General features: G+C 62.7%; 19 protein-coding genes. 4 read left to right on the top strand and 15 right to left on the bottom strand.

Annotated features, from left to right (window positions below):
- Positions 1 to 16: 16 nt before the first annotated feature.
- From Q0063_RS03215 to Q0063_RS03200, 4 genes are all read right to left on the bottom strand, one after another.
- A complete protein-coding gene (locus tag Q0063_RS03215) occupies positions 17 to 244 on the bottom strand; it encodes a helix-turn-helix domain-containing protein (protein WP_297870538.1) in 228 nt (75 codons plus the stop codon).
- A 130-nt stretch (positions 245 to 374) separates the two neighbouring features.
- A complete protein-coding gene (gene uvrA, locus Q0063_RS03210) occupies positions 375 to 3,203 on the bottom strand; it encodes an excinuclease ABC subunit UvrA (protein WP_297870537.1) in 2,829 nt (942 codons plus the stop codon).
- Positions 3,204 to 3,680: 477 nt separating this feature from the next.
- Positions 3,681 to 4,877 carry a hypothetical protein gene (locus Q0063_RS03205; protein WP_297870536.1) on the bottom strand — a complete coding sequence of 399 codons (1,197 nt, stop codon included), beginning with the start codon at positions 4,875 to 4,877 and terminating at the stop codon, positions 3,681 to 3,683.
- A 673-nt stretch (positions 4,878 to 5,550) separates the two neighbouring features.
- The gene (locus Q0063_RS03200) at positions 5,551 to 5,769 is read right to left on the bottom strand and encodes a helix-turn-helix domain-containing protein (RefSeq protein ID WP_297870535.1); all 219 of its coding nucleotides are present in this window, start codon (positions 5,767 to 5,769) and stop codon (positions 5,551 to 5,553) included.
- A 73-nt stretch (positions 5,770 to 5,842) separates the two neighbouring features.
- On the opposite strand from Q0063_RS03200, the gene Q0063_RS03195 reads away from it, so the two are divergent.
- Positions 5,843 to 6,076: a hypothetical protein gene (locus tag Q0063_RS03195; RefSeq protein WP_297870534.1), complete on the top strand. Its 234-nt coding sequence runs from the start codon at positions 5,843 to 5,845 to the stop codon at positions 6,074 to 6,076.
- Here the strand turns inward: Q0063_RS03195 and ybaK are convergent.
- From ybaK to Q0063_RS03140, 11 genes are all read right to left on the bottom strand, one after another.
- On the bottom strand, positions 6,069 to 6,566 hold the full coding sequence (ybaK, locus tag Q0063_RS03190; RefSeq protein ID WP_297870533.1) for a Cys-tRNA(Pro) deacylase: 498 nt from the start codon (positions 6,564 to 6,566) through the stop codon (positions 6,069 to 6,071). The two genes, Q0063_RS03195 and ybaK, sit on opposite strands and share 8 nt — an antisense overlap.
- Positions 6,567 to 6,571: 5 nt before the next feature.
- Positions 6,572 to 7,495, bottom strand: coding sequence for a DMT family transporter (locus Q0063_RS03185; RefSeq protein ID WP_297870532.1), 924 nt, complete (start codon positions 7,493 to 7,495; stop codon positions 6,572 to 6,574).
- Between the two features lie 134 nt (positions 7,496 to 7,629).
- The gene (locus Q0063_RS03180; protein ID WP_297870531.1) at positions 7,630 to 8,349 is read right to left on the bottom strand and encodes a hypothetical protein; all 720 of its coding nucleotides are present in this window, start codon (positions 8,347 to 8,349) and stop codon (positions 7,630 to 7,632) included.
- Between the two features lie 82 nt (positions 8,350 to 8,431).
- A complete protein-coding gene (locus Q0063_RS03175) occupies positions 8,432 to 8,806 on the bottom strand; it encodes an MmcQ/YjbR family DNA-binding protein (RefSeq protein ID WP_297870530.1) in 375 nt (124 codons plus the stop codon).
- Between the two features lie 260 nt (positions 8,807 to 9,066).
- Positions 9,067 to 11,037, bottom strand: a complete 1,971-nt coding sequence (gene uvrB, locus Q0063_RS03170; RefSeq protein WP_297870529.1) for an excinuclease ABC subunit UvrB — start codon at positions 11,035 to 11,037, stop codon at positions 9,067 to 9,069.
- 386 nt (positions 11,038 to 11,423) lie between these two features.
- On the bottom strand, positions 11,424 to 12,092 hold the full coding sequence (locus Q0063_RS03165; RefSeq protein WP_297870528.1) for a RadC family protein: 669 nt from the start codon (positions 12,090 to 12,092) through the stop codon (positions 11,424 to 11,426).
- 750 nt (positions 12,093 to 12,842) lie between these two features.
- The gene (locus Q0063_RS03160; protein WP_297870527.1) at positions 12,843 to 13,508 is read right to left on the bottom strand and encodes a hypothetical protein; all 666 of its coding nucleotides are present in this window, start codon (positions 13,506 to 13,508) and stop codon (positions 12,843 to 12,845) included.
- A gap of 345 nt (positions 13,509 to 13,853) precedes the next feature.
- Positions 13,854 to 14,864, bottom strand: a complete 1,011-nt coding sequence (locus Q0063_RS03155) for an asparaginase (protein WP_297870526.1) — start codon at positions 14,862 to 14,864, stop codon at positions 13,854 to 13,856.
- Between the two features lie 46 nt (positions 14,865 to 14,910).
- Positions 14,911 to 15,771 (bottom strand): EamA family transporter, encoded by an 861-nt coding sequence (locus Q0063_RS03150; protein ID WP_297870525.1) that lies wholly within the window; start codon positions 15,769 to 15,771, stop codon positions 14,911 to 14,913.
- Between the two features lie 115 nt (positions 15,772 to 15,886).
- The gene (alr, locus tag Q0063_RS03145; protein ID WP_297870524.1) at positions 15,887 to 17,062 is read right to left on the bottom strand and encodes an alanine racemase; all 1,176 of its coding nucleotides are present in this window, start codon (positions 17,060 to 17,062) and stop codon (positions 15,887 to 15,889) included.
- Positions 17,063 to 17,409: 347 nt separating this feature from the next.
- Positions 17,410 to 18,651: a threonine synthase gene (locus tag Q0063_RS03140; protein ID WP_297870523.1), complete on the bottom strand. Its 1,242-nt coding sequence runs from the start codon at positions 18,649 to 18,651 to the stop codon at positions 17,410 to 17,412.
- A gap of 433 nt (positions 18,652 to 19,084) precedes the next feature.
- Here Q0063_RS03140 and Q0063_RS03135 point away from each other — a divergent pair, with 433 nt between their 5' ends.
- The 3 genes from Q0063_RS03135 (at position 19,085) to Q0063_RS03125 (ending at position 21,287) form a co-directional block, all read left to right on the top strand.
- On the top strand, positions 19,085 to 19,552 hold the full coding sequence (locus tag Q0063_RS03135; RefSeq protein ID WP_297870522.1) for a hypothetical protein: 468 nt from the start codon (positions 19,085 to 19,087) through the stop codon (positions 19,550 to 19,552).
- A gap of 296 nt (positions 19,553 to 19,848) precedes the next feature.
- The gene (locus Q0063_RS03130) at positions 19,849 to 20,532 is read left to right on the top strand and encodes a hypothetical protein (RefSeq protein WP_297870521.1); all 684 of its coding nucleotides are present in this window, start codon (positions 19,849 to 19,851) and stop codon (positions 20,530 to 20,532) included.
- Positions 20,529 to 21,287 (top strand): hypothetical protein, encoded by a 759-nt coding sequence (locus Q0063_RS03125; RefSeq protein WP_297870520.1) that lies wholly within the window; start codon positions 20,529 to 20,531, stop codon positions 21,285 to 21,287. The genes Q0063_RS03130 and Q0063_RS03125 overlap by 4 nt, the downstream gene beginning before the upstream one ends.
- The last annotated feature ends 79 nt before the right edge of the window (positions 21,288 to 21,366 follow it).

The raw sequence follows: 21,366 nt of genomic DNA, 5'->3' as shown, positions 1-21,366 counted from the left end.
TTCTCCGGGCCTGCCTTTACCGGGGATTTCGTTCCTCGGACAGCCCCAGCAGATAGTCCGTGCTGACTCCAAAATACTGCGAAAGGGTACATAATGTCAAGGCAGAAATGTTCACATCGCCGTGCTCAATCTTTTGATAGTGCTGCATAGTAACGTCCAGCAAATCTCCCATTTCCCGCTGGTAGATACGGCGCTCATTCCGCAGGGCTTTCAGACGTGCACCCATGATTTGAAGCGTGTCCATAAAAAACTCCTTGACAAACAAGATTTAATATTGTATATTTACATTATTAAATCTTGTGTGGTGATAACAATGACCATTCATTTTCAAGCAGGAACGGGCCCTGTTCCTCCGTAAAACAAGAGATACTGTTTTAGCGCGCAAGACATTTCTTCAGATACTGCCCTGTATAGGACGCCCCGCAGGCGGCCACAGTCTCCGGCGTGCCGGTGCAGACAATGGTCCCGCCGCCGTCGCCGCCCTCGGGGCCCAGGTCGATGAGCCAGTCGGCGGACTTGATGACGTCCAGATTGTGCTCGATGACCACCACCGTGTTCCCGCTGTCCACCAGCCTCTGGAGCACCTCCAGGAGCTTGCGCACGTCGTCGGTGTGGAGGCCGGTGGTGGGCTCGTCCAGAATATAGATGGTCTTTCCGGTGGCCTGCTTGCTCAGCTCCGTGGCCAGCTTCACCCGCTGGGCCTCGCCGCCGGAGAGCTCCGTGGAGGGCTGGCCCAGCTTCACATAGCCCAGGCCCACGTCCTGCAGGGTTTGCAGCCGGTTCCGGAGCTTGGGCAGGGGCGCAAAAAACTCCAGGGCCTCGTCCACCGTCATGTCCAGCACGTCGGAGATATTTTTCCCCTTATAGTGGACTTCCAGGGTCTCCCGGTTATAGCGCTTCCCCTTGCAGACCTCGCAGGGTACGAAGATATCCGGCAGGAAATGCATCTCAATCTTCAGCACGCCGTCCCCGGAGCAGGCCTCGCAGCGTCCTCCCCGGACGTTGAAGCTGAACCGGCCCGGGCCGTATCCCCGGCTCTTGGCCTCCTGGGTGGAGGCGAAGAGCTCCCGGATGTCGTTGAACAGGTTGGTGTAGGTGGCGGGGTTGGACCGGGGGGTCCGCCCGATGGGGCTCTGGTCGATGCTGACCACCTTGTCCAGATGCTCCAGGCCCTCGATTTTTTTGCACCTGCCGGGGTGGACCTTCATCCGCATCAGATCGGCGCCCAGGCGCTTGAACAGCACTTCATTCACAAGAGACGACTTTCCGCTGCCGGACACGCCGGTGACCACGGTGAAGGTCCCCAGGGGAAATTCCACGTCCACCTTTTGGAGGTTGTTCTCCTCCGCGCCCATCACCCGGAGGAATTTCCCGCTGCCGGGGCGGCGGACAGAGGGAACGGGGATGCTCTTCCTGCCGGAGAGGTACTGCCCCGTCAAAGAATCCGGGTTGGCCATAACCTCCTCCGGCGTCCCTGCGGCCACCACCTGTCCGCCGTGGACCCCTGCGCCGGGCCCGATGTCGATGAGGTAATCCGCCGCCCGCATGGTGTCCTCGTCGTGCTCCACCACCAGAAGCGTATTCCCCAGGCTCTGGAGGTTCCGCAGGGTTGCCAGCAGCTTGTCGTTGTCCCGCTGGTGGAGCCCGATGGAGGGCTCGTCCAGAATATAGAGCACCCCCATGAGGCTGGAGCCGATCTGCGTGGCCAGACGGATGCGCTGGCTCTCTCCGCCGGAGAGGGTTCCGGCAGAGCGGTTCAGGGTCAGATAGCCCAGGCCCACGGACCGGAGAAAGCCCAGCCGGGACTTGATTTCCTTCAGAATCCGGCCGGCGATCAGCTGCTGCTGTTCTGTCAGCGTCAGGCGCTCCACCCATTCCAGCTCATCCAGTACGGAGAGGCGGGTCAGCGCGTCAATGTCCCTGTCCCCCACCGTCACCGCCAGGGACTCCTTTTTCAGCCGCCGGCCCTTGCAGCCGGGGCAGGGGCACTCCGCCATCATCTCCTCCAGCTCCTTTTTGCTGGAATCGCTCTGGGTCTCCTGATAGCGGCGTTCAATGTTGTTGCAGATGCCCTCAAAGGGCTGATAGAGAACCCCCTTCCCCCGGGGCTGGTCATAGTGAAGCTCTAACTTTTCCCCCCGGGTGCCATAGAGAATCACGTCCTGCACCTCGGGGCTCAGCTCCCTCCAGGGGCTTTCGAGAGAAAAGCGGTATTTTTTGGAAAGGGCGTCGAAGTACATCCGGGAAATGCCGTCGGAGCGGATATTGCCCCAGCCGCTGGCCTGAATGGCCCCCTCCAGAATGGACCTGGACGGGTCCGGCACCACCAGGCTGACGTCTACCTTCAGCTGCACCCCCAGACCGGTACAGGTGGGGCAGGCGCCGAAGGGGTTGTTGAAGGAGAACATGCGGGGGGTCAGCTCCTCGATGGAGATGCCGCAGTCCTCACAGGCGTAATTCTGGGAAAAGGTCAGGTCCTGTTCCTCCCGGAGAAGGTTGATGACCGCCAGACCCCCGGAGAGGCCGGAGGCGGTTTCCACGCTGTCCGTCAGGCGCTGCTGGATGTCGGGCCGGATGATGAGCCGGTCGATGACCACCTCAATGCTGTGCTTTTTGTTTTTCTCCAGCTTGATGTCCTCGTCCAGCTCATAGAGATTCCCGTCCACCCGGACCCGGACGTAGCCGGAGCGCTTGGCGTCCTCGAAGACCTTGGCGTGTTCGCCCTTCTTGCCCCGGATGACCGGGGCCATCACCTGAATGCGGGTGCCCTCCGGCAGGGCCAGCACCTGGTCGATGATCTGGTCGATGGTCTGCTGCCGGATGACCTTGCCGCAGCGGGGGCAGTGGGGCGTGCCCACCCGTGCCCAGAGGAGGCGGAGGTAGTCGTAAATTTCCGTGACGGTGCCCACGGTGGACCGGGGGTTTTTCGAGGTGGTTTTCTGGTCGATGGAAATGGCGGGGCTGAGGCCCTCGATATAGTCCACGTCCGGCTTGTCCATCTGGCCCAGGAACATCCGTGCATAGGAGCTGAGGGACTCCACATAGCGGCGCTGTCCCTCAGCATAGATGGTATCGAAGGCCAGAGAGGACTTTCCGCTGCCGGACAGGCCGGTCATAACCACCAGCTTGTCCCGGGGGATGGTCACGTCAATATTTTTCAGGTTGTTTACCCGCGCGCCCTTGACGGTGATATATTTGTGCATGGCGTTGGTTCTCCTTTGCTTGCGTTTCGTCACGCTTTACAGACTAATGGAATGTATTTTTTATGTCAAGAGGTTTTTTTGTTCCGGGAGCGTCCACCTGCGCATTTTACGGCATGGATGCCGTGCTGGGGAAAGCTCCTGCATCAAATTTTCGCTTTGGACACTCCCTTTGCTCCGGGAGTATCCACCTGTGCATTTTACAGCATGGATGCCGTGCTGGGGAAAGCTCCTGCATCAAATTTTCGCTTTGGACACTCCCTTTGCTCCGGGAGTATCCACCTGCGCATTTTACAGCATGGATGCCCTGTAGGGGCCGGGCTCTGTCCCGGCCCGTCTGGGCGGGGCGGCGCAGAGGCCGCCCCCTGCACCCCTCTGCCGGAATCACGCTCCGTAGGGCCCGCCGGCAGCAATGATGAAGGCTGCTATCGGTGACGGGCCGGGCCCCTGCATAAAATCTCCGCTTTGGACGCTCCCCTTTTACGCTTCATCCGGAATCCAGATGGAGGGCTGGGAATCCGGGACCAGCTCCGCCCGGAAGAACGCGCCCCCGCCGCAAAGCAGCATGGTCTTCCCATCCAGCAGCACAAAGCGCCTGCCAAGGTCGGGGAAGCTGTCGCTTATGAGCTCCGCGGTTACATGGAGGTACGTGCCGGGCTCCACGCCCAGGTCCTCCAGAGGCGTTCCATAGAGCGCGGCGAACTCCTCAGCTGTGATGTCCCGCTCTCTGTAGCGCTCCACGCCGCAGCCTCCGGCGGTGCCGGAGAAGGAGACGAGTATGCTTTCCGCCCAGCAGGAGAACTCCCCGCCAACGGTTTCCTCCAGAAGCTCCGGGGATGCCGGGCTCAGGGCCTCGGTGACGGTCCAGGTACCGAAATAGGGGCGGTTCTCCGGGTCCGGGATACGGTGTCCCGCCGGGTCCGGGATGGAGGGGGCGGAGCCGTCTGCGGGTTCCACGCGTTCCGCCCGGAAAAACATGCAGTCGTGATAGACCATCAGGGTGTCCCGGTCCAGCAGATAGAAGAGGGCCCCTATGGGGCGGCTTTTCCCGATGTCCTCCTGAAAGTTCAGAAGAACGCTGCGGAGTTTCCGGTCCTCCAGTCCCAGAGCCTCAAAGGAGGTGCTGACCTGACTTCCGGGGATGTAGATGGAGGACTCCCGCCAGATTGTGGACTCGTCGAAGGGTTCTTCGGAATCCAGGGCGTAGACCAGCCCGTTGGAGGAAAAGCGGTCCGGCCCGTAGGCGATGCGCGTGCCGAGCCAGGAGGCAATTTCTTCCTCGGTGCGGGTGTAGCCCGGCGGGATGCCCTGACAGGAGACCAGTTCCCACTCGCCGTAGCAGACGTGCTCGGCGTCGAAGGGGATTCCGAAGTCCTCCGGGATATACTGGAGGGGGCGGATGAGCAGGTACGCCGCGCAGCACAGCACCACCCAGGCCTCCCACAGAGCCGCCAGGAGCAGCACGGCGCTCCGCTTCCCCGCCCGCTTCCGCCGTCCGCGCCAGCGTATCAGGACCAGGAAAAGCAGGGCGTTGAACATCAGCAGGCCGGCGGCAACGGCGTTGATGATGCCCGGATGCTCCAGCGCCCAGACCAGCGGAGCCGCGACGGCCTGGGCTATCAGGCCGAGAATGATGACAGGGAGAAAGATCCATCCAAACAGAGCCATAAATGCCATATGGCAGACCTCCTTTTTGTCTGGCTCGGCAGTGACCTGCGGGGCCGCTGCCGCGGGGGTTCACTCCCGTGAGGGCCGTTCCCACGGGGGGCCGCTGCCGCGGGGATTCACTCCCGTGAGGGCCGCCTCCCAGCGAGGGCGCTGCCGTGGGGAACCACTCCCGTGAGGGCCGTTCCCACGGGGGCCACCTCCCAGCGAGGGCCGCTGCCGCGGGGACCCAAAGGGGCCAGCCCCTTTGGAATCCCCGTCAGGGGGGGCGCCCCCCTGAATCCCCCCGATAACGGGGGATTTTTATGACACTGCCCCACCCCGACGCAACCCAACGAAGTGGTTGCGGAGGGAGAGGAGGCGCAGCGGAACGGACGAGACCTGTCCCCCGCGAGACAGGGCGAGGGATGTGCAGCTTGCGCCGACGACGTGCAAGCGGGGGTTTTGGAGGTCGACGAAAGGCCCGCCCTTCTCTTTTCGCTGCCGCTGGCCCGTCTGTCTCTTCGCTTCTCTGCTTCTCTGCCCGCCTCCCTGGTGCTCGTCCCGCCCTGCTCCGCATTCAAACGCTGATCACAGGGCGCGGGTCGCTGCCGTTCTCGGCGGGCCTTCGCTTATTGCTGGGCATCCTTTGCCCCTTCGTTGCACGTTCCCGTGCAATGGGCGCAAAAATTTTTTCGGCCGCCCCCTACCGCTCATCCGACCGGCCCAGCAGATAGTCCGTGCTGACGCCGTAATAATCTGCTAAAAAACAGAGCGTCAAGGTAGGGATATTGATTTTTCCCTTTTCAACACGCTGATAGTGCGCTTGCGTGATACCAAGTATCTCAGCGATATCAATTTGACGCTGCCGCTTCTCTTTTCGCAAAAGTCGCAGCCGCTCCCCTAATATTTTCAGCGTTTCCATAAAAACTCCTTGACATATTGTTTTTCATGCCATATAATATATGGCATGATAAGAGTATTGCGGAGGTTTTGCCATGAATGCAACAATTGAAAAACTCTTTGACACCTATGGGACATCCGTTTTAGAGAACACAGATGACTTTCCCAATCAGGCAATCAAAGATATCCTGTATTCCCTTCCCATCGGTGACGACGCCCGGCTGGACCTTCTGGACCAGATCGACCATGCCTATCTGGAGTGGTCCACCAACGCCTTCGCCGCCGGGCTCCATCTGGGTCTCACCCTGCTGAGCGAGGGCGTCAGGTAACCAGGTCCGCCGTCCCCGCGCCCAGCAGGGCCAGCAGCGCCCCCGGCGCCACCTCCGCCTGGACCCCGATTTTCCCGGCGGAGATATAGATGGTCTCATAGTCCAGGGCCGTTTCGTGGAAGAAAACAGGATAGGGCTTTTTCATGCCCACAGGGCTGCACCCGCCCCGGACATAGCCGGTGACGGCGGTGATGTCCTTCACGGCCAGCAGCTCCACGGATTTCTCCCCCGCCGCCTTCGCCGCCTTTTTCAGGTCCAGGGTATCGGGTGTAGGGATGTCGAACACATAGTATCCCCCGGAGGCCCCTTTTGCCGCCAGGGTCTTGAAGGCCCGGCGGGGGTCCTGGCCCAGGGCCTGGGCCACGTGGACGCCATACTCCCGGGTGCCCTGGGGGCCCTGGCTCTCCTCATAGAAGTGGGCGGTGTAGGGGACCTTTTTCTGGTCCAGAATCCGCATAACGTTGGTTTTTTCCTCTTTTTTCTTTGCCATATCGTTTACCTCAAAACAGACACGCCCGCCAGGACGCACAGGATTCCCGCCGCCGTCAGCAGGTCCATGGGCTCACCGAAGGCCAGCACCCCCGTCAGGGCTGCCGCCGCCGGCTCCAGGCTGGCCAGGATGGAGGCCCGGCCCGGCTCCGTCCGGGCGAGGCCCCAGGTATACAGGACATAGGGCAGCGCCGTGGACAGCGCCGCCAGCGCCAGGGCCGTCGGCCAGCTGCCGGGCCGGGAGAACGCCGCTGCCAGCTCCGCCGGCCGGAGCAGGACCAGGGACGCCGGGCCCGCGAACAAAAAGGTCCAGACCGTCACCGTCAGAGGCGGGTAATGTGCCAGGGCATACCGGCCAAAGATGCTGTAAAGTGCGTAGAAGAACCCGGACCCCAGACCCAGAAGGACGCCGGGGAGCGTCACGGACAGTCCTCCGCTGAACACACCGCAGACGCAGGCGCAGCCTGCCAGGGTCAGCCCCAGGGCCAGCAGCTTTTTCCCGGTGACGGGCTCCCTCCAGAGGACCGCCGACAGCAGCACCACAAAGGACGGGGCCGTGTACAGCAGCACGGAGGCCGCCGCCAGGGAGCAGAGCTGCTGGCAGGAGAAATAGCACACGGTAAACAGTGCCACGCTCACCACGCCGGTGCCGAAAAAGTATTTCAGATGCCGCCGCTCCACCCGGAACACCCGCCGGTCCCGGAGGGCAAAGAACGCCGCCAGCAGGGCCATGCCGCCGAAGTTCCGCACCGCCACGATGCCCGCCGGGGACAGCCCCGCCGCCATCAGCCGCCGGTTCCACAGGCCAATTACGCCCCACAGCACCGCCGCCGCCAGAATCGCCGCACAGGCTTTTTTTGTTTCGCCGCCCTGACGGGCGGCGCTTTTTTTTGCTCCGCCACCCTGACGGGTGGCGCTCTCTTCTTTCAAAGTGCCTCCCTCTGTCGAGAGGGCGGCGCTCTCTTCTATCAGGGCCCTTTCCCCTGCTGAGAGGGCGGCCCTCTTTTTTGTCCCGCCCTCTGCCGTGAAAGGGCGCTTCCTCTGTGCCTCTTCCATAACCGCTCCTAACTGACCGTCACCATCGCCGCGAGATAGACCCCGGCGACGGCCGCCGCCGCCAGCAGCCACACCGCCCGCTCCAAAAACAGATATCCCTCGGTGGGCTCCGGGTCCCGGGCCCAGCGGTGCTCAAAGCGGAACAGCTGTTTATGAAACAGAATCCACACCGCCAGCAGAGCCGTCAGGAACACCGCCAGCGCAAAGAGGCCCGGGTCCCCGTGGGCGGCGGTGCCGGGCCCCAGGGCGAAGGCCACAGCGGTGGCCGCGTCCGTCTCATAATACCGCCAGGGGTCGCCGCTGGTATAGGCCCGGACGGTAAACTGGGGGGCCCAGTCCCCGTTCTCATCGAACCAGCCGCCATCCATGTCCCGGGCGTAGGCCCCCTGGAACAGGACCGCGCCGTTTTTCGTGACCCGGATGCCGTCCACCGGGCCCCGGACCGTCTCGACAGGCGTCAGGGGATAGTCCACCTGGCAGACGTCACGGAACCGGTCCCCGATGGCGAACTCCACCACGGCCCTGGAATCCGAGGGCCTTGTGACGGTAATGGCCACCGGCTCCCCCATGACTCTGCCGGTGTAGACCCCTTCCCCGGCGATTTCCAGAAGGCTCTCCTCGAACAGCACGCCGGGACTGCTCCGGAAGACCGCCATGAGGACGCTGAACAAAACCAGCATCCCCGCCAGCGCCGCCAGCAGGATTTTTTGATACCGCGTCAGTTCCATCTAAACACTTCCCTCAATTAGGAATGAGGCGTTAGGAATCAGGAATTTATCCAAACGAGCCGCAATTCCTCATTCCTAATTTCTAATTACTAATTTCCTTCTGTACGTATTTGGGCAGCTTTTTCAAAATCAGCTGGTGGGACTCCCGGCAGAGCTCCCGGAGGATATCCTCCGGCAGGTCCCCGTCCAGGAGGCAGGCAATCCAGTGCCGTTTGTCGCAGTAGAACCCCGGCAGAATTTCGGGGTGGGCCGCCCGGAGGATTTCGCCCCGGGCGGGGTCGCATTTCAGATTCACCAGGTCGTGGCCGCCGTAGGTGCCGTGCTTTTCGTCCGGCGTGCAGACCGCGGCAAAGAGCTTGCCCCGGAGCATGTACCGGAACCAGCCCCATTCGGGCTTGTAGTCCTTTTCCGCCCCCGGCAGGGCCAGGAGGTATTCGTCCAGCCATTCGTATTTCATAAAACACCTCATTCAATTAGGAATTAGGAATTAGGAGTTAGGAGTTAGGAATTAGGAATTGGGTGGAATTTCGGAAAATTTCTCATTTTTAATTCCTCATTCCTAATTTCTCATTCCTGACCATTTCTCATCAGGAGTTAGAATTGGGGGAATTTCGGAAAATTCCTCATTCCTAATTTCTCATTCCTGACCATTTCTCATCAGGAGTTAGAATTGGGGGAATTTCGGAAAATTCCTCATTCCTAATTCCTCATTCCTAACTATTTCTCTCCCCTCAGCTCGATAATCCGGTCTCTCAGCACCGCCGCGTACTCGAATTCCAGCATCTTGCTGGCCTCCTTCATCTCCTTCTCCAGACGCCGGATTTCCGCGTCCCGCTCCGCCTGGCTCAGCTTTTTGTGCCGACGGGCCTGGGTGGTGTCCTCCTCGGCGGCGGCGGAAATCTCCAGCACCTCCCGGACCCCCTTGATGATGGTCTTGGGGACGATGCCGTGCTCCTGGTTAAAGCGGTCCTGAATCCCCCGGCGGCGCTCCGTCTCGTCCATAGCCGCCCGCATGGAGGGGGTGATGGTATCGGCGTAGAGAACCACCAGACCCTCCGCGTTCCGGGCCGCCCGGCCTATGGTCTGAATCAGAGAGGTCTCGGACCGGAGGAAGCCCTCCTTGTCCGCGTCCAGCACGGCCACCAGACTGACCTCCGGCAGGTCCAGGCCCTCCCGGAGGAGGTTGATGCCGATGAGCACGTCAAATTTCCCCAGCCGCAGGTCCCGGATAATCTCCATCCGCTGGATGGTCTCCACGTCCGCGTGCATATACCGGACCCTGATTCCGGCGTTCTTGAAGTACTCCGTCAGGTCCTCCGCCATTTTCTTGGTGAGGGTGGTCACCAGCACCCGTTCGTCCCTGGCGGCCCGGGCGTTGATCTCCTCTATCAGGTCGTCAATCTGCCCGGTGACGGGCCGGACCTCCACTCTGGGGTCCAGCAGTCCCGTGGGCCGGATGACCTGCTCCACCACCTGGTCCGCCCGCTCCCGCTCATAGGGGCCCGGCGTGGCCGAGACGAAAACCGCCTGACCGATGCGGCCCTCGAACTCCTCGAATTTCAGGGGGCGGTTGTCATAGGCGCAGGGGAGGCGGAAGCCGTATTTCACCAGGGCGTCCTTCCGGGCGTGGTCGCCGTTGTACATCGCCCGGACCTGGGGCAGTGTGACGTGGCTCTCGTCCACGAAGAGCACGAAATCCTCAGGGAAGAAGTCCAGCAGCGTCATGGGCGCGGACCCGGCGGGCCGGTCGGAGATGATGCGGGAATAGTTCTCGATGCCGGAGCAGTAGCCCAGTTCCTGCATCATCTCCATGTCGTACTCCGTCCGCTGGCGGATGCGCTGGGCCTCCACCAGCTGGTTATTGGCGTTGAAGCCCTCCACCTGTATCTCCAGCTCCTTCCGGATTTCCCCGATGGCCCTGTCCATTTTGTCCTTGGTGGTAACGTAGTGGCTGGCGGGGTAGATCACGGCGTGGTTCAGCTTCAGCGAGGCGGTTCCGGTGAGGGGGTTGAATTCGCTGATGCGCTCAATCTCGTCCCCGAAGAACTCCACCCGGATGGCCCTGTCCTTGTAATAGGCCGGGTATATCTCCACCGTGTCCCCCCGGACCCGGAACATGTTGCGCTCAAAGGCGACGTCGTTCCGCTCATAGCGGATTTCCACCAGGCGGCGCAGCATCTCGTCCCGCTCCCACTCCGCCCCCACCCGGAGAGAGACGGACAGCTTCGCGAAATCCTCCGGCTCTCCCAGTCCGTAAATACAGGAGACAGAGGCCACCACAATCACGTCCCGCCGTTCCAGCAGGGCGAAGGTGGCGGAGAGGCGGAGTCGGTCGATTTCGTCGTTGGTGGAGGCGTCTTTTGCAATATAGGTGTCCGTGTGGGGGATATAGGCCTCGGGCTGGTAGTAGTCATAGTAGGACACGAAATACTCCACGGCGTTGTTGGGGAAGAACTCCTTGAACTCCGCGCAGAGCTGGGCCGCCAGGGTTTTGTTGTGAGCCAGCACCAGAGTGGGCCGCTGGACGGCCTCGATGACCTTTGCCATGGTAAAGGTCTTGCCGGAGCCGGTGACGCCCAGCAAAACCTGCTCCTTCAGTCCGTTTTCAATGCCCCCCGCCAAAGCGGCAATGGCCTCCGGCTGGTCGCCGGAGGGCTGATAATCGGATACAACCTGAAATTTCGGCATCGTTCCACGCTCCCATGCTGTAGAGTTTTTCGTGTTTTCGTGTTTTCGTGTTTTCGGCTTCCGCCGTCCCTCCGGCGGCCCCCATGAAAAGGACCGTTTTCCTTCCGCCTCTCATTGTACCACAGCGCCGGCCGGATTACAACATTTGTTCGACAATATTTGCCGGGTTCAGCCCCGCTGGAGGCTTATAGCAACCCTCATCATTGCTGCCAGCGGGCCGCCGGGGGCGGCTGCCCCTACACGCCTCTGTAGGGACCGGCCCCCTGGCCGGCCCGTTTGTCGGGAATTTTGACGCTTGCTATAGAACCGGCAGATTGCCGTATCCCTGCAGGCCGGACGGCATCCGCAGGGCGGCCTGAATGCGGGTACTGGAGTCTGTTTTAAAACTAACGGAGACAGCCGGAATCCGCCAGGGATACAAAATCCCGGTCCGCTATAATGATGTGGTCCAGCAGCTCCACCCCCACGGTTTTCAGGGCCGCCCGGGCCCGGTCGGTGGCCGCGTAATCCTCGGGAGAGGGCAGGGCCACGCCGCTGGGGTGGTTGTGAGCCAGGACCACCCCGCTGGCGGTGGACAGCAGGGCGTTTTCCACCAGCCTGCGGACATCCAGGTCCACGGAGGCGGTTCCGCCCTCCCCCAGGCACTTGCAGGCCAGCAGACGGCCCTTCTGGTCCAGGCAGAGCTGATAGACCACCTCGTCCCGCTCCAGGGAAAAGCGCTCCAGAAGATACGCGCCGATGCGCCCGGTGCTGTCCAGCACCTGTTCCAGCTCCGACAGATGGGCCTTCTGCTCTATCCGGGGCACCAGGTGCAGCAGAACGGCGGTCCGCTCTCCGACGCCCTCCATTTTTACCAAATCCTCAATGGGTGCGGACAGCACGGCGGACAGGCTCCCATAGCGCTCCATCAGGGCATGGGCCAGGGGATTCGTGTCCTTCTGAGGGATGGCGTAATACAGAAGCAGCTCCAGGGCCTCGTGGTCGGCAAAGCCCTCCAGGCCGCCCTGTATGAAGCGGTCACGCATATGCTGCCTGTGTCCCTTGTGGATGTTCATGCCTTCGCTCCTTTCACCGCCGCGTCTTAGAGCCTGATTAAAATCCATCGAAACGCCGTCTCAGGGCATCTTTTTCCGCCGGTGCTGCGTTGGTTTGACTTGAAATTCGCCAGGATTCCTGCGTCAAACCGCCTTGCCCGACAATTGGATAGCCGTTGGCGGCTCTGCCGCCTTACGGATATCACATGCCCATTGGGTAAAAAATCTGCCCCAATCCGGCACTCCGCCGGATTTTAAACAGGCTCTTATTGTGGACGATCATAACATACTCCCGTTTTCCAGTCAATCGCCGCCGCCCAACGGGGCGTGTCCATCTGCGCATTTTACAGCAGGACCATGATGCAGGGGCCGCCGGTATAAGGGCCTCACAACATCGGGCCGGCCCCTGCAAAATAAAATCTGCCAATCGGACGCTCCCCCAGCGCATTTTACAGCAGCCTTCATCATTGCTGCCAGCGGGCCGCCGAGGGCGGCGGCCCCTACACGCCTCTGCCGGGGTCGGCCCCCTCCCGTTCCTCCGGGCTCTCCATGCCTTCGGAGGACGGGGCAGGCCCCTGCATAAAGCCCCCGAAAAGCCTCCGAAAAATTTTCGAAAAGTCTCCGAAAAGTATCCAAAAAATCTCCGAATAGGGCGCTTCCTCCGGAAGCGTCCTTTCCCCATTTCACCGGAAGGCGGGGCCTGCAAAAAGCTCCTTCAGCCGGGCGCTTCCTCCCCGGCGGACCTGAGGGGGGACCCGGGGGCGCCTGTCCTCACTCCCTGCCGGCGTAACGCCGCAGGCCGCAGTTGTACAGAGCGGCCATGCGGGTCTCCAGCACCGGCAGCTTCTGTTCGCCGTCCTCCCCCTGAAGATACCAGTGTTCGCCGTCGGTGGACAGCACCGGTTCCAGCTCCCCCAGGGACCAGCTGTTCAGAAGGATGCTCCCCCGGCTCCAGACCCGCAGCACCTGGGGCACGTCCACGTCCGCCGGGGCGTCGATGATGGCCAGGCGGAGCTCCTGGATGTAGACGCCGCCGAATACCTCCTCCAGGTCCGTTCCGGCAAAGCCGCTGTCGTAAAAGGCCTCCAGGGCCGACTCCAGATCGCTGTTGTTCCACACCGGGGCAATCAGGTTCGTCTCCCGCAGCTGCACCCGCTGCCGCCGCTGGGACCGGAGCGGGGAGAGGGGAATCAGATCGTCCAGCTCAAAGGGGCAGGTTTTGGTTTTGGGCAGGAAGATGCGGGAGGCGCTGTCGGCGGTGAGGCTCTGGGTCAGGGCGTGAATCACCCAGTCCAGGAACAAATCGAAATTCCGCCCGGAGGCCTTGCAGCGCTGCGCGCCCCGGTTCAGAAATTTGGACATGGCCTCATAGTCCGTCAGGGCCATGGGGGGCATGGGGCTTTCGTAGAGATCTTTCATAGGGGAAATCGAGAACATCCAAAAGGACCTCCTTATCTGTCGGAATCCGGAAATTTCCCGGGCGTCCGCCGCCGGTCTGTGAGGGCGGCCGGTTTGCCTGCCTTCACTCGGAGTTTACCGTCCCGGGACTGAGCAGGCGCGCCCTTCAGTCCCGTCGACTATATCACGAAACCGCCGGAAAAACAAGCCATACGCCGGCTTTCCGGCGGTCTTTCATATTAGACTCCATTCAAAAGCTTTTGATACCGCCAAAGGCGCATTGGATTCTTATGAGACGTGTTTTGCGCCATTCCGGCGCAGAACAGAAATGCAGAATGCGGTTCTGTTTCAAATAAACCGAAATCGTTTTATTTGAAATGCGTATCACACCACAGGCCAGAGAATGTCCCGGGCCACGGGGGTGTAAAACAGCCGTTCCACCTCCTCCCGGCGCCTCGTCCGGCCCAGAATCCACATCAGCTTCGCCACCACCGCCTCGGTGGTCATGTCATAGGCCTCCAGAACCCCCAGCTCGTTTTTCAGAGCGTGTCCCACATGGTACACCCCCACGTCGCTGCCCTCGTTTTCCACCTGGGTGGTGAGGACGATGATTTTCCCCGCCGCCATGGCGTCCCGGATGCAGTCGTAGAAACCGCCGTGCTCCGGCAGGCCCCCCACGCCGAAGCTCTCGATGATCAGGGCGTCGTTCCGGGCCAGCAGGAAGTCCGCCAGCTCCCGGCCCATGCCGGGGACCAGCTTCAGCAGGGACACCCTTGTGTCCAGGGTCTCGTAAAACACCGGGCTCCCGCCGCAGTCCTGGCGGATGTAGCGCAGCAGCACCCCGTCCCGGAGGATGCCCAGGTGGGGAAAGTTGATGCTGGAAAAGGCCTGAAAGCTCTTGGACCGGGTTTTCTTGGCCCGGGTGCCCAGAATCACCTGGCTGTTGAACACGATGGAGACCCCCGGCAGGTCCGCGGCGGCGCAGCGGAAGGCGTCCATCAGATTGGTCTTGGAGTCGGTGGAGTCGAAGCCGATGGGCTTCTGGGCCCCGGTGAGGATGATGGGCTTGGGGCTGTCCTGAATCAGATAGCTGAGGGCCGCCGCCGTATAGGCCATGGTGTCGGTGCCGTGGGTGAGCACGAAGCCGTCGTAAGCCTCATAACGGTCCCGGATGCAGCGGACCATCTCCAGCCAGTGGGCCGGGGTCATGTTGGTGCTGTCCAGATTCAGCAGCTGGAGGCAGTCCGTCTCACAGATGTCCGAGATGGCGGGGAGCCGGGCCAGCAGCTCTTCCGTGGTCAGCTCCGGGGCCAGGCCGCCGCTCTCCGTAAGCTCCGAGGCAATGGTGCCGCCGGTGCCGATGAGCAAAATCCGCTTTTTCCGCGCTTCCTTCATAGCCGCCTTCCTTTCTTATTTAAAATCATTCCGCCGCCGGAAACCCTCACAGCAGCATGGACAGGGTCCCGGCGGTCATCAGGGCCAGTCCCAGCCCAGCCCGGCGGCTCAGCCTCTCGCGGAGCACCAGGCAGGAGAACCCCACCGTCACCAGCAGGCTCAGCTTGTCCACCGCCGTCACCACGCTGGCGGGGCCGGTCTGGAGGGCCCGGTAATAGCACAGCCAGGAGGCCCCGGTGGCCACGCCGGACAGACAGATGAAGCCCAGCTCGTTTCCGGGCACCTCCCGCAGGGCCGGCCCCTTTCCCGCGGCGAAGACCATCCCCCAGGCCATGACCAGCACCACGCCGGTGCGGATGGCGGTGCCCAGGTTGGAGTCCACGCCGCTGATGCCGATTTTTCCCAGAATCGCCGTGAGGCTGGCAAACACCGCCGACCCCAGGGCGAAGGGCAGCCAGGTCAGCCCCCCCTTCCCCGTCTTGTCCGTCTCCCTCCGTTCAAGCATCAGCCAGGTCCCCAGGGCGATGGCGGCGGTTCCCGCCATCTTCGGCGGAGTAAGCGACTCCCGGAACAGCACCAGCGCCAGCAGGATCGTCAGCACGGTGCCGCTCTTGTCGATGGGCGTCACCTGGTTCACGTCCCCCAATTGCAGCGCCTTGAAATAGCACAGCCAGGAGGCCCCGGTAGCCAGGCCCGACAGCGCCAGGAACAGCAGCGTCCTCCCCCCGATGGACCCCAGTCCCGCCTGGGCCCCGGTGAGAAACACCATCATCCAGGAACACGCCAGCACCACCACGGTGCGGACGGCGGTGGCCACGGTGGAATCCGTCCGCCGGACGCCGCACTTGGCCAGAATGGCCGTCAGGCCCGCGAACAGCGCGGAGCCAAAGGCGAACAGCAGCCACATACGCACACCCCTTTCGGAAATTAGGAATTAGGAGTTAGGAGTTAGGAATTGCCGAAAGAACGGAATCATTCCTAATTAAGAAGCCATTCCTAATTCCTCATTCCTAATTCCTAATTCAGTTCACATCCGCCAGATAGTCGTCCACGGCCACGGCCTCGCCGCCCCGGAGATAGACCCTCGGCACCCTTCGGGCCACGGCGCAGAGGAGTTCATAGGAGATGGTCCCAATCTTTTCCGCCGCCCGGGCGAAGCTGTCGCCGCCTCCGGCCCCCAGCAGAACGGCCTCGTCCCCCATGGCGGTCTCCGGCGCTTCGGTGACGTCCACCAGCACCTGGTCCATGCTCACCCGGCCCAGAATGGGGGCGGGCTTTCCGTGGAGGGAGGCCACGCCCAGGCCGGACAGCAGCCGGGGATAGCCGTCGGCATAGCCGCAGCAGAGGGTAGCCGTCCGGACAGGCCGCTCCGCGGTATAGGTCCGGCCATATCCGGCGGACTCCCCGGGCAGAAGGGTCTTGACGTGGCTCACCGCCGCCTTCAGGCTCATGACGGGCCGGAGGCCGGGCAGGGGCAGTTCCCCGCTGGGGTCCTGGCCGTAGAGAATGATGCCCGCCCGGACCAGATCGTGGGCCCACTCCGGGTGGGACACCAGCCCCGCCGAGTTGCAGCAGTGCACCATCAGCGGCGCATCCCCGGCCACCCGGTCCAGAACCCGGCGGAACAGGGCGTACTGGGCTTCGGTATAGGCCCGGTCCTCCGCCGCCAGGGAATCCGCCGCCGAAAAGTGCTGGAAGATGCCGGAGACAGACAGACCCGGCAGCTCCCGGCAGGCCCGCAGGCCCTCCACGGCTCCCTCAAAATCCTCCCGGGCCCCGAAGCCGATGCGGCCCATGCCGGTGTCCACCTTCAGGTGGCAGTCCACCGTCACCCCGGCGGCCCGGGCCGCCTCCGAGAGGGCCCGGGCGTACTCCGGGCTGAACAGGGCCTGGGTGATGCGGTCCTCCGCCAGGGCCGCCGCCTGGCCGGGCTGGGTCATGCCCAGAATCAGAATGGGCCGGCGGACGCCGCCCCGGCGCAGGCGTCTCGCCTCCGCCAGACAGGACACGGCAAACCAGGCCGCTCCGGCCTCTGCCAGGGCGCGGCAGACCATCAGGTCCCCGTGGCCGTAGGCGTCGGCCTTCACCACGGCGCAGACGGGGGTCTCCCCCGCCAGACGCCGCACCAGGGAAAAATTATGCAGCAGGGCGTCCAGGTCAATCTCCGCCCAGCAGTGCTTGTCTTCCAATGCCTTCATCGCAGCTTCCTTTCCCGGATGAATTTTTTGTACGCGTGCGCCGGCACTAAAAAGCCGTTTCAGCCGCCGGGCGCTCATCTGCGCTGACTCTATCATACGCCGCTCCCGCCGCTAAAGCAACGGCATTTTTTCATTTTCCATCTCAGCTTCCTTTTTCCCGGACCGTCCCTCCGGCGGAGGGCGGCAGGACGGGAAGGGCTTAAAATCCGGACAAAAATCCGGCCAAAAAACGGGCAAAAACCGGTCAAAAAATCCGGCCCCGCAGTCGAAGCCGGATTTTTCGTTTTTTGTTTCTTTGTTTCTTTGCCCTTTTGCTGTTTTCTGTTATTTCCCGTTCGCGGCGGCGCTCAGTCCACGGTGATGCCCTTCTCAGCGAAGGCCGCCAGCAGGCGGTCCATGTCGGAGGGGATGGTGATGGGCTCGCCGCAGGCGGCGATGGCGTTGGCAACGTCCTTCAGGCCGTTCCCTGTCACCACGGAGACCACCGTGTCGTCCTTTCCCAGCTTCCCCTGCTCGCAGAGCTTTTTCACCCCCGCCGCGCCGGTGACGCCGGCCGGCTCGCCAAAGACGCCGCAGGTCCGGCCCAGCAGCTTCTGGGCCGCCATGATCTCCCGGTCGGAGACGTTGACCGTCAGGCCGCTGCTCTCCCGAATCGCCATGAGGGCCTTGTCCGCGTTCCGGGGCACCCCCACGGCGATGGAGTCCGCCAGGGTGTTCTCCTCCATGGGACGCCAGGGCTCCCCGGTTTCAATGGCCCGGTTCAGGGGGCAGCAGCCCTCCGCCTGGGCGGAGATCAGCCGGGGGAGCTTATCAATAAAGCCGATGGCGTGCAGGTCCTTCAGGCCCTTCCAGAGCCCGGCGATGGTGCAGCCGTCTCCCACGGAGATGGCGATATAGTCGGGGACCTCCCAGTTCAGCTGCTCCATAATCTCCAGGGCCACGGTCTTCTTGCCCTCGGAGAGATAGGGGTTGATGGCCGCGTTGCGGTTGTACCAGCCCCATTTGTCAATGGCGGCCCTGCTCAGCTCGAAGGTCTCTTCATAGCTGCCCTGGACGGAAACAACCGTGGCCCCGAAGGTCATCAGCTGGGCCACCTTGCCCTTGGGGGCCCGGGAGGGCACGAAGATATAGGTGGACAGGCCCGCCGCCGCCGCGTTGCCCGCCAGAGAGCTGGCGGCGTTGCCAGTGGAGGAGCAGGCGATGACCTTCGCCCCGGCCTCCCGGGCCTTGGCCACGGCCATGGCGCTGGCCCGGTCCTTCAAGGAGGCGGTGGGGTTCTGGCCGTCGTCCTTCACCCACAGGCGTTTCAGTCCCAGCGCCTCCGCCAGGCGGGGCTCCTCGTACAGGGGGGACCAGCCCACCCGCAGAGGCGTGGGCTCCGTGGTCTCCTCAATGGGCAGCAGCTCCCGGTAACGCCACATGCTCCGCTCCCCGCGCTCCGCCAGCTTCTCTTTGGTCAGCCGGGTCCTGATGTAATCATAGTCATAGACGATGTCCAGAATGCCTCCGCATTCGCAGCTGGTCAGGTCCGGCACAGCCTCATAGGTCTTGCCGCAGCGGACGCACTTGCCGTATTTTACGTGTTTCATAGCCCTGCTCCTTTTCAAAAGTAGGCGGCGCCGGGCCCTCTCAGGGGAAGAGACGCCCGCCGGAGCGCGCTCCGGACTTTCCGCATCATACGCCATTAAGCTGATGATAGCAAAAAGGCCGACCTTTGTCAAAGGGAACCTTGCATACTTTGGAACCCGCCTGATTCCAAGCGTCAAAATTCCCGGCAAACGGGCCGGCCAGGGGGTCCCTGCGGGTGCTGCGTCTTTTGGGGCTCCGGCGCTCCCGAGGAAATGGCCTGGTCCCCTGACCGGGCCATCCTTCTGCATGGCATCCCCGCTGTAATATGCGCAGATGGACACTCCCTGAAGCCTGTCCCGTCTTGCGCCCCGGCGGCCGACATGGTATACTCAGAATCATCCATCAGGCGCGACGGCACGGCAGCGCCTCACATCACGACAGGAGGAACACACCATGTCCATGATTGGCATTTTCGGAACCTGCGCCAGGGGCAGCTTCGAGGAGCTGGCAGTCCTCATCCAAAACGGGGCTCCCGGCGAGGCGGACAGTCTCATCAGCAGGATGCTCGACGAAATGGAGTCCCCCGCAGGCGCAATGGAAGCTGCCGGGTGTTCCGGCGAGGTCTTCCTTGCCCTGTTCCGCTATCTCCAGACGGTCTGCGGTGTGGACGTCCGAAGCGGCATGGAGGCGGTGGGAGAGGCATGGCGGGGGGCCACCGGCGACTTTGACGTGGTGGTGTTCCGCGAAGGGGAACAGGTCCTGGCGCTGGAGGAGGCCATGGACTTCCAGGGGCTCTCCCGGTTCATCTGCGAATTTTTCCAGGCCGATTACGGGACTGCCGGGCAGACCGCCTGGGACGCTCTCGTCCGCAGCCTCAAGGGCACAGGCGCGGACCGCCTTTTAGTCTGGCGTCTGGTTTAAGGTCCGCCGGACGGCTGTTCCAACGCCTTTGGCGCCGGGGGATGTTCTTATTGGCAGATTTTATTTTGCAGGGGCCTGTCCCGGTCCCTCTGCCGGGAATCCGGAACCATTGGGAGAACGGGCGGGCACAGAGGCCCGCCCCTACAGGCATCATTGCGGGGGTCAGGTGTAAAGCCCGCCCCCTTCTTCCGAATAAAATTCCCCCGGCGCTCCGGCCTCTTGCATTTCCCGCCGTTCCGCGCTATACTCTCCATAGAAATTTCAGGCAGAATCCGCCGGAAAAGGAGTGCGCAGTCATGTCACAGCCATACAGCCGCCGTTCCGACCTGTTTTTGGTCATCAGTCCCTTTTTCTCCATCTTCCCCGCCCTGCTGCTGGTGCTGGGGGCCCTGTCCGAGCCCGTTCAGCGCTGGTGCCAGGCGGGCAAAAGCACCGCCTACGGCATCCTCGGCGCGGCCCGGACCTGGTGCTTTTTGATGCTGGGCGCGGCGGCGCTGGGGCTGGCCGTCATCCTTCTCATCACGGTGCTGGCCGCCCGGGCCCTGAAAAAGCGGAGGGCCTCCGGCGTGTGGAAGGACCTGGCCAAAATGGCCGTCCTGCCCCTGGCCATCCATGTGGGCATCTGCGGCCTGATGCTGAACAGCGAGGTCCTGCCCCTGCTGGGGAAGACGGGAGCGGATATGAAGCAGATTGAATCCAGCCAGACGGCGGAGCGGGAGGTCTGGTTTCTCCCCGGAAGCATGTCCACCCACCTGCCGGGGTACTTCGGGCCGGAGAAGAACCTGACGCAGTACCAGGTCCGGGACGCCGGCGGCGAGACGCTGACGGTATACGTCCCGGCGGAACTCAGCTTTGAGCCCGGAGGAACCTGGCAGTCCTCTCAGACCCCGGAGTGGAACCGGGAGAACATCCCTGGATACCGGCTGTCCCTTACCGATGAATTTCATCTGGCGGTCACTGTCGGGGAGACCGCGCCATGAACAGAAAGACGGCTCTGGGCCTGTTCTCCCTCCTCCTCTGGGCCGTGATGCTGAGCGTCGCTGTGGCCGCCGTGAGGGGAGGAGGCCGCTTCGAGTTGGCCGGAGTGCTCCGGATTCTGGCCCTGGTCCTGGGCGTAATCCTGACCGCAGCGGGGTTCGCGGCCTCCAAGGGCCACCGGCTCCGGCTGGCGCTGACAATCGCCGGGACAGCGGCGGCGGGCTTCGGGCTGAACGCTCTGGAGCTCCCGCCCATGGCCAGGACTCTGGCCATCATCGCGCTGCTGGCGATGTATCTGTTTGCCTGTGCCTGGAGCAATTCCCGTCCGCTCCGGAAGGCCCTCAAACCCCTGAACGAAGCCGCCCGGGCCTATCAGCAGGACCGGGACGGAGACAAATTCCTGGCGGCCCTGGACCGGTGCGCCCCGGCTTTTTCTGAAAACGACGTGCTGAAACGGGCGGACACAGGCGTCATCACCTTCCGGGAGCACATCGAATGCGAACGGATTGAGGTCCTGGGCAGAATGGGCCGTCTGGAGGAGCGCCGGGCCCTGATCGACCGGCTCTGCCGGGAAACCCGGCGGCCCGGCCTTCTGGCCTGGCTGGAGCGTCTGAAGGCCCAGGAGGAAGGAGACGCGGAAGAGGAAGGGCACGCGGAAGAAGGGCACGCGGAAGAAGGGCACGCGGAAGAAGGGCGCACGGAAAAGGAGCGCGCGGAAGAAGAGCGCGCAGAGCCAGGCCCTTCGGAACACCGCTGAATCCTCTGTCTCACCAAAATGCCGGGGAACGTCTCTCAATGCGTTCCCCGGCGTTTTTTCGTTTTTTCGTTTTTTTGTT

Origin of the sequence: uncultured Oscillibacter sp. (assembly GCF_947654275.1) — a bacterium.
Classification (GTDB): domain Bacteria; phylum Bacillota; class Clostridia; order Oscillospirales; family Oscillospiraceae; genus Oscillibacter.
This window is presented reverse-complemented; position numbering and strand designations above follow the sequence as displayed.